The 8,681-nt window shown below is 71.6% G+C and carries 5 protein-coding genes; all 5 read right to left on the bottom strand.

Annotated elements, in window-relative coordinates; translation table 11 throughout:
- On the bottom strand, nt 1-654 hold a 654-nt coding region (locus F8M74_RS36540), incomplete at its 3' end, for a hypothetical protein (RefSeq protein WP_163884738.1).
- A gap of 3 nt (nt 655-657) precedes the next feature.
- Entirely contained in the window at nt 658-3,423 is a 2,766-nt protein-coding gene (locus tag F8M74_RS36535; RefSeq protein ID WP_141258880.1) for a TonB-dependent receptor, read from the bottom strand.
- A 22-nt stretch (nt 3,424-3,445) separates the two neighbouring features.
- Nucleotides 3,446-4,366 carry a PhnD/SsuA/transferrin family substrate-binding protein gene (locus F8M74_RS36530; protein WP_020477874.1) on the bottom strand — a complete coding sequence of 307 codons (921 nt, stop codon included), beginning with the start codon at nt 4,364-4,366 and terminating at the stop codon, nt 3,446-3,448.
- Nucleotides 4,363-6,879: a tetratricopeptide repeat protein gene (locus F8M74_RS36525; protein WP_141258879.1), complete on the bottom strand. Its 2,517-nt coding sequence runs from the start codon at nt 6,877-6,879 to the stop codon at nt 4,363-4,365. The genes F8M74_RS36530 and F8M74_RS36525 overlap by 4 nt, the downstream gene beginning before the upstream one ends.
- Nucleotides 6,880-6,902: 23 nt before the next feature.
- Nucleotides 6,903-8,678, bottom strand: coding sequence for a PP2C family protein-serine/threonine phosphatase (locus F8M74_RS36520; protein ID WP_141258878.1), 1,776 nt, complete (start codon nt 8,676-8,678; stop codon nt 6,903-6,905).
- Nucleotides 8,679-8,681 lie beyond the last annotated feature (3 nt).

Raw genomic sequence — 8,681 nt, 5'->3', positions numbered from 1 at the left:
GCCCCACCCTCCCAGCGCCCGGGCGAAGGGCCCCGGACGCAGACCACCGAAGCGGTCCACGACTTCCAACCACATGCGGCCCTCTTCCACCACGTAGGACAGCTCGCACGCGTCCTCCGGCGCCACCTCTCGGACCTCGGAGCGGCGGTGCGCGTACCGGTGCTGGCCCTGCGCATCCACCGGCGCGTCCCACATCGCGTTGGCCGCCAGTTCGTGCACCACGTCGCCCACCAGCGCCGCCGCCGTACGCGAACCCCGCGCCTGTGTCACGGCCTGCGCGGCGGCCTCACCGGTGGCGTTGATGTCCGCCACCGACTGAAGCCGGTGCCGCGATGCCCCCGCGGGCAGCAACGGCGCGCCGCGAAGCAGGTCCCCCAACAGACGCGCCTCCCACGTGGAGGGACGTCCGTCGGAGGCCCGTGTCGCCAGCAGCAGCGCGGGCGGCTCGCCGCGCAGCGCCTCCGCGTGCGCTGGCGTCAGCTTCCCGTCGAAGAGCATCAGGCGCCGGGGCCCGGAAGGCGACCCCGGCCCCTGGCACAGCGCCATGCCGCCCTGTGCAAGGACGGGAGCCGCCTGCTCCACCAGCGCCGGAGAAAGCGACTCGTCTGCAATCAACAGGAGGCCGCCGGCCTCCAGGTGGGGGGCGGTACTCAAGGGCTAGTATCGAACCTTGACTTCGCTGAAGAACGACTGGGGCGGTGCTGGGAAACCGTGGGATTCCTCGTACTGCGCGTTGAAGAGGTTGGAGCCGAGGAACGACACGGAGATGCCGTCGTAGACGTTGAAGCCCACACGCGCGCTGGCCGTGACGTAGCTGGGCAACTGCACGCGGGTGGTGGGCAGGCCCGTCGTCTCGTCCACCTCGAAGCCCGGGTCATAACGTGAGCCCACCAGCAGCGCGTACAGCTCCACGAAGGCGACCTTGCCGATGTTGGTACGGCCACGCGCGTAGATGCGATGGGCCGGCGCGTAGTCCAGCGGTGACTGAGGGCCGTCGTCGTACGGCAGCGCCTTGGCATCGAGGAACTGGTACGCGATGTCGAAGGACGAGTTGATGGACGGAATCTGCGCGGCCGCTTCCAGTTCGAAGCCCGCCACCCGCGCGTCGCCCAGGTTCTGGAACTGCGACACAGAGCCGAAGACGAGCTGCTGGTTGATGAAGTTCTTCGCCAGATTGTAGAAGCCCGTACCCGTCAGGCGCACCCTCCGATCGAAGGGCCAGAAATCCACCGATGCCTCGATGGTGTCCAGCGTCTCCGCGCGAAGGTTGGAGTTGCCCACCAGTGTGGCCGCGTACATCTGCTGGTTGATGGCCAGCTCCGCCAACGTGGGCGCACGGAAGGCGCGGCCGTAGTTGGTGCGCAGCGTCAGCAACTCCGGCACCGCGTGGAACACGACGCTGGCGCGCGGCGAAACCTGGTCCGTGCGGTTCTGCCAGACGCGCTCCGGAATCTGGTAGCGGTCGTAACGGGCACCCGCGCCGAACACCAGCCGGTTGAAGAGGCGGTACTCCGCGTCCACGAAGCCGCCCAGGATGGTCTGCCGCGTGTCGTCCATGCTCAGCTCGGGCAGGACGTTGGGCACGTTGACGGCGTCCGCCTTCAAGTCACCACCGAAGGTGACGTTGAGGTCGCCCATCGTCCACAGCGCGCGCGCCTCGCCGCCCAGCCGGCGCCGCTTGCCCAGCGCGCGGGTGGGGTCGCCGCCGAAGGCGTTCTCCATCAGCACGTCGCGGCGCTTGAAGAAGCCGTACGCCTGGCCGAAGAGGCGCAGGTTGTCGGTGACTTGCTGGTCCACCTGCGCGGACGCGTTGAAGTTCTGCACCGACTCGGAGTCGTTCGGCGTGTAGTGGCAGCGGCCGCAGTTGCCCACGGTGGAGATGTGCGTGCCACCCGGGCGGCCAATCTCCGCGTCCGTGAAGTCCGCGTCCAGCGCCAGGGGCCCGATGCGCACCTTGCCGTTGACCTGGTGCACCAGCGAGTCCTGGTTGGTGTCCACCCGGCCCACGCGCGGGTCGTTGAAGAGCTGCGGGCCGTCCGAGCCGAAGCCGTAGTAGCCCAGCAGCGCCTCCACCGGACCGCCACGGCCCGCCACGGTGCCATGCAGACGCCACGTCTGGTCCTGGCCCGCCAGCACCCGGGCCTCGGCGCCCACGTTCTTGCCCTTCTCGATGAGGTCCGACGGCTGGCGCTGGATGACGTTGATGACGCCGCTGAAGGCGTTGGAGCCGTACAGCGAGGACCCCGGGCCGCGGATGACCTCCACCTGCTTGAGGTTGGTGAGCGGCGTCGTTTCGTCCGCGTAGAACTGGCCCGTCCACGGGTCCGTCAGCGGACGGCCGTCCTGGAGCAGCAGCAGGCGGTTGGACAGGTAGTTGGAGCCCAGGCCGCGCGCGCTCACCGCCGCCTTGCGCATGGAGCCCCGGCGGCACTCCATGCCAGGGAAGTACTGGATGGCCTCGCACAGCGTGAACTGGCCGGTGCCTTCCAGCTCGTCGGCCGGAATCCAGGACACCGTGAGGGGCACGTCGGAGATGCGCTGGTTGCGCTTGCCGGCGGTGGTCACCACCGCCTCGCTCAGCACGCGGTTGACGGACTCCTCCAGCGCGTCGGCGCCGTCCAGCGGGTCCGCACCCAGGCCCGCGAGCCCGGACTGCGGCGGCAAGGGGCGATCCAGGGTCGGCTCCGCGAAGGGCGCGCTGATGGGAATGTTCGACGCGGGCGCGGGCTGGTGCGCGGGCAGCGTCGCGGTGGCCGGCGGGAGATGCGTCGGCGCGTCCGGCGGGTTGAAGTCCGCGCCGACCGGCGGCAGCGCCTGCGGTGAGGCGGGCTCGGCCATCAGGGGCGTGGCCGGCGTCAGGGGCGCGGCGGAGGGCGGCGTGGGCACGGGTGCCGGCGCGCTCGCGGGCGACGGATCATCCGTGGCAGGCCCGCCACCCAGGACGGGAATCTCCGGCTCGGCCGTCGGGTCGTCCGCGTCCTCGACGGGCGGCTTCACGGGCTTCTTCGGCTTCTTCGCCGTCTTCGCGGCGGGACGCGCGGAGGCCGCGGGCTTCACCACCCGCTTCCGGCGCTTCACCTTGGCGGGAGCCTCCGCCTCCGCGGCCTCCTGCGCTGCCGCGCTCGAAGGGACGACGAGGGACAGCACGCACAGCATGATGGAAAGAGGCAGGCCGGCGCGCAGGGCGCGGCGACCGGCAACCGCCTTCGCCGCGCCCAGCCGCGGCTCACCGAACAGAGTCGAGTGCATCGTTCTCACATCCAAGGGTGGAGCATGGACACCCGAGGTCCTGTACGTACGACCCGGAGACGGGCTCGGCGCCAGCGCTTGCGTCCGGGGGAACGCGGTTTCTCGGCTGGACACCAACGCCATCATTTTCAAGCTACCCCAGAGACAACGCCGGGCCAAGTCGCTGGCTCTCATTCTCTAGAAACTCGGGAAAGGATCAGTCATCCGGCTGTTCCGCGGAGACGGCGAGGTCCCCAACGAAGGACGGAAGCGCGGGGCCCAGTTCCTCCGAGCGAACCAGCACCTCGGCCTCCACGTGAAGCTCGGCCCCTTCGGCCAGCACGGGCTGACGCCGCGGCGGGCCACGCGTGACGAGCTTGCTGAACTCGTCGAAGTCCTTGTCCTGGAGCCGCGCGAAGGCATCGAAGGGCGCCACCGCGCCCACCTTCCCCAGCGCGCCAGTGAGCGCGGCCTCGTGGTTGCGCAGGTCCACCAGCACGGCCCCCGGCACCCGCCCACTGCGGAAGAGCACGCGCACATCCTTGCCCTTGGGCACGTGCGCCAGCGGGACGAGCGCCGCCTCCGCGCCCTTGGCCTCCAGCATCTTCAGCGCGGACTCCACGTTCGGCACGGGGGCCAGCTTGAAGTGCTTCTGGGCGTCCAGGTCGCCACCGAGCACGACGTGGGTGACGAACTTCGGGTCCGCCGGGCCCGCGCCCTTCACATGCGCCAGGCGCTTGCCGGCGAGGTCCTTCACCACGCCGCGCTGCAACGCGACAATGGCCCAGCGCTGCTGCGTGTCACCCGCGCGTGAGGCCCAGGCCACCGGCTTCGCCTTCGCGCCCAGCTGCACCGCGGCCCACGCATCCACCACCGCGAAGTCCACCATCCCGCCCGCCACCGCGCGGGAGAAGTCCTCGTAGCGGCCGAAGCTCTTGGCGGCCACGGGCGTGTCCAGGGTCTCCGTCAGCCGGGCGGCCAGGGCCTCCGCGTACTCGAAGCGCTCCTGGCCATCCGCGAGCGTGGTGGCGAGGAACACCCCCAGCGTGGCCTTCTTCGGCGCCGCGAGCGCGGAGCTGGCCGTCAGGGTGCAGGCCAGCACGAGGCCAGCCAGGAGGAAGCGAGGTGACGTCTTCATGGGGTCTCCTCCACGGTGGCGTCCGCGGGCGCGCCCGAGGCAGGCTCGGCCAGGCCGTGCAGACTCTGCAGGCGTTCCTTCCACTCACGCACCTGCGCCATGCGCGGGCCGCTGCCGCCGGCCAGGTAGCGGCGCCAGGCCTCCACGGCCTCACCCGCGTCCTTGCGGCGCTCCTGCGCGTCGATGCCCAGGTTGAGCGCGGCCACCGGCACGCTCGACTCCAGCCGGCGCCATGCCTCCACGGCGTCTGTCGTGCGGCCCTTGCGCCAGTCGACGCAGGCCAGGTTGTGCTGCACCTGCGTGTCGTCCGGATTGCCGGCGAGCGCGGCCTTGAAGGCCTTCTCCGCCACCTTCATGTTGCCGGCATTGTACGCCTGGGACGCCTCGCGCCGGTGGAGCGCGCCCGTCATCGCCGTCAGCCACTTGGGCTGTCCGGGCATCGGCTTCTTCGCCGCCGCGGTCAGCTGCTTGCGCGCGGCGGGCACCTGTCCCTTCTTGTAGAGCACGAAGGCGGTGGCCAGCGCGCGCGTGTTGGGCCAGGCCCAGGGCTGCGTGGACGCAAGGGCCTTGGTGATGGCCGCGCTCGCCTCCGCGTGGCGCCCCGACTCCGCGCGCGCCAGGCCGCGGACGAACTGGGCCAGCCGCACCAGCTCCTTGCGGTTGCCCGTGCCCAGCTTGTCCACCAGGTCCAAATCCCGCTCGGCGGCGTCGGCGTCTCCGGCCTCCAGGCGCACCAGCGCCCGGCGCACCAGCACGCGCGGAAGGTTGGCGCCCGCCACCTGCGCCGCGGCGCGCGACGGGCCCACCGCGGTGAGGCGCTGCACCGCCGCGTCCACCTGCCCCAGCTCCACCTCGGCCAGCGCGGCGCCGACGGAGGCCTCCGCCTGTTCGTCGGGCTCCTCCGTCTGGGTGGCCGCGCGGTTGAAGGCCTCCAGCGCCGCCTGGGCATCGTTCGTGGCCAGCCGCGCATACCCCAGCAGCAGGCTGTCACGCCACGCGGCGCCGGGCAGCATCACGCCCTGCTCCATCACCTTGCGCGCGTCCGCGTAGGCGCGCGTCTCCAGCAGCGCGGCGCCCAGCCGGCGAGCCATGGGCGCGCCCCGGTCCAAGTCGTACGCGCGGCGCAAATCCCGGACGGCGTCCTCCAGCCGTCCCGTGCCCGCCCTGTCCCGCGCCCGGTGCGCCAGGGCCCGGGCCAGCCACTGCTTCGCCCCGGCGTGTTCCGGCTCCACCTGCAGCGCGTTGGCGTAGTCCTCGATGGCCTGGTCCCACTGGCCGGTGGCGAAGTGGTCCGCGCCCAGCAGCACGTAGCCCAGGGCCTGACGCGGCGCCATCTCCACCACGCGCCGGTGCACCTCCACCGCGCGCTGGAAGCGGCCCGCGCGCCGGTTCACCGAGCCCAGGTTGGCCCACAGCTCCAGGCTGTTGGCGCCCGCGCGCACGGCGCCCTCCAGGAACTGGATGGCCTCCTCGTGCCGGCCCTGTGCCTGGAGCGCCTTGCCCACCGCCATCTGCCCCAGCACCAGACCCGGCTGGAGCTGGAGCACCTTGCGGTACTCCGCCTCCGCGGCGGCCGCGTTCTTCTGGGCGAAGCGCACGTCACCCAGCAGCAGGTGCGCCGCGGGTGAGCTGCCCAGCTTCACCACCGCCTGGGCCTGCGCGTCCGCCTTCGCGACGTCCCCCGCGCCCAGGTACAGGCGCGCCAGCTTCTCGCGCGCGTCACCCGCCTGCGGGAAGCGCGTGGTGACGCCCTCCAGCAGCGTGCGCGCCTCCACCACCCGGCCCTCCAGCTCCAGCACCTGCGCCAGGCCCAGTTGCACCGACGGCGACTCTGGCCGGCCCGCCTGCGCCTGCTGGAAGGACGCGCGCGCCGCCGCGGCATCCCCGCGCAGCACGTGGGCGCGGCCCAGCAGTTCGTGAATCTGGAAGTCGTTGGGTGCCAGGGCCTGCGGACGCAGCGACAGGTAGCGCTTCAGCCGCGTGGCCGCCGCGTCTCCCTGCTGGACGTAGAGGTAGTAGCTGGCCAGGTAGTAATGAACGATGAGGTGTTCGGCCTTGTCGGCCGTGGCCACCTGCTCCATCAGCGGCACGGCCTCCGGGAAGCGGCGCAGCTTGAAGTACGCCACGCTCACCGGATAGGCCAGGGCCAGCTCCGAGGGGTTCGCCGTCAGCACCGGCTGCACCCGGTCCACGGTGCGCTGCCAGTCATTGAGCGCGTTGGCGCTGGCACCCAGGCCAGCAGCGGCGGCCACGGAGCCAGGCTCGGCGGTCAGCGCCTGTTCGAAGAGGGCCAGGGCCTTGCGGTACTTCTCCTCGGCCTCCTTCTTGTTCCCCGAGGCGCTGGCGGCGCTGGCGGCCACCTGCGCCGCCTCGCCGTCCCGGACCAGCCGCTGGGATTCGGACATGGGCGGCGGGCGGTACTGGGCCAGCACGGGCGGGCCGCACAGGGTGGTCAGCAGCGCGAGAGCCGGCGTGAGACGGCGCGACCGAGGATGTCGTGGGGAGCGTCGCATGCGTGTGGAGTCCCAGAAGGAAGTCAGGCGGCGGGGCTGAACTCGGCCACGACGACGGTGATGTCGTCCCGCTGCGGCTGGCCGGCGCTGAAGGCTCGAGCGTCCGCCAGCACCGCGTCACGCAGCGCCTCCGCGGACAGGTGGGCGTGCGCTTGGACCGCGGCGGCCAGACGCTGGGTGCCGTAGAGCTTGCCCGCGTTGTCGCGCGCCTCGGTGAGGCCGTCCGTGTACCAGACCACCACGTCCCCTGGCCGCAGCTGGGCCTGGCGCGAGGTGAACTGGGATTCGACGGAGGCGCCCAGCAGCGGGCCGCGCGCGGGCAGCGATGCAACCTGACCGCTGCGCTTGTTGAACACCAGCGGACTGGGGTGCGCGCCCGCCGCGTAGTCGATGTAGCCGTTGGACACGTCGATGACGGCCAGCGCGCTGGACATCTGGTGCTCACCGCGGCCCACGTTGGCCAGCGTCACGTTGAGAGCGGTGATGAGCATCTGCGCGTTGACCTGCGACGGCTCGCGCAGCGTCATCGCCGAGGCGAAGCCACTGGTGGCGCTGGTGGCCACCAGCGACGTGGACAGGCCGTGGCCCGTCACGTCGCCAATGCCAATGACGATGCGCCGGTCATCCAGGGCGGCCCGGAACCACCAGTCGCCGCCGCACGCATCCGCGGTGACGACCAGGCCGGCGATGCGCAGCGGCCCCACCTGCACACCCTCGCGCCCCGGTAGCAGCGTCTCCTGCACGGTGCGCGCGAGCGACACCTCGCGCTCCAGCTGCGCCTTGGCCCGCACGTCCTCCAGCAGCACCTTGATGCGCTCGGCCATGTGGTTGAACACCACGCCCAGCGTCACCACCTCGCGGCCCGCGCCCTGCGCCGTTCCCGCCCGCGCGCTCAGGTTGCCGGCGGCCAGCTGCATTACCTTGCCGGTCAGCATGCCCAGCGGCCGGGTGATGCGCCGGCTCTGGTAGGCCACCAGCACGCCCGCCAGCACCACGAAGCCCAGCCCCAGCCCCAGCATGCGCAGCGTGGTGGCGCGCACCGTGGCGCGCTTGTCCTGCTCCAGCGACGCCAGCTGCTTCTGCAGCCCGCCCAGCGAGTAGCTGATGACGACCAGCCCCTTGCCGCTGCTGGAGCCGTAATCGATGGGCTCCTGGATTTCGGAGATGGGCTGCCCCCGATAGAACGCGCTCACCAGCCGGCGCTCGGCGCGGCGGACCGGCGCGACGTCCTCCTTGTCCTCGCCGGCGCCTTCGCTGTCCGCCATCCGGACCCCGTCCGGGTCGAAAATCTGCACCCGGAGGATGTTGGGGTTCGTCTTGACGATGGAGCCCGCCACCTCTTCGAGGAAGGCGTAGTTGTTGTCGCGCAGGTTGGTCGCGGAGGTGAGCGCGATGGTCTGCCCCACCGTCTGGCCCAGCTCGCGCGCCTGCTCCTGGATGCGCTCCTTGGAGACGAGCGCCGTCTCCTCGAACTGGGACTTGGTGGAGGCCACCGACAGCGCCGCCAGCAAGCCCACGATGAGCACCACCAGGACGCCGGTGGTGAGCAGGAGAATCTGGTCCAGCCGCAGGCCCTTGATCTGGGCCACGTTGGGCAGCTCGCCCGCCTCCAGTGGCGCGATGAGGGTGCGGGTGCCGCCCTCCGCCAGCCCCAACGGGCCCGTCAGGCGCGTGGCGGTGGACTCCCGCGCGCCGGTGACGTCCTGGGTGCCTGTCCGCTCGGACGGCGGGAGCGCGACGTCATCCGGGGACTCGTCGGACGCGGGCGCGGACTTCAGTCGCGTATTCGTACTGGACAAGGG

The sequence above is a fragment of the Myxococcus sp. CA023 genome (assembly GCF_010998615.1).
GTDB lineage: Bacteria > Myxococcota > Myxococcia > Myxococcales > Myxococcaceae > Myxococcus.
Note: the sequence above shows the minus strand (reverse complement) of the source record. Positions and strands in the feature narration are given on the sequence as shown.

Excerpts from the sequence above, each read along its gene's own strand:
- F8M74_RS36535 (WP_141258880.1), bottom strand. The coding sequence starts at position 3,423 with ATGAGAGCCAGCGACTTGGCCCGGCGTTGTCTCTGGGGTAGCTTGAAA.
- F8M74_RS36525 (WP_141258879.1), bottom strand. The coding sequence starts at position 6,879 with ATGCGACGCTCCCCACGACATCCTCGGTCGCGCCGTCTCACGCCGGCT.
- F8M74_RS36530 (WP_020477874.1), bottom strand. The coding sequence starts at position 4,366 with ATGAAGACGTCACCTCGCTTCCTCCTGGCTGGCCTCGTGCTGGCCTGC.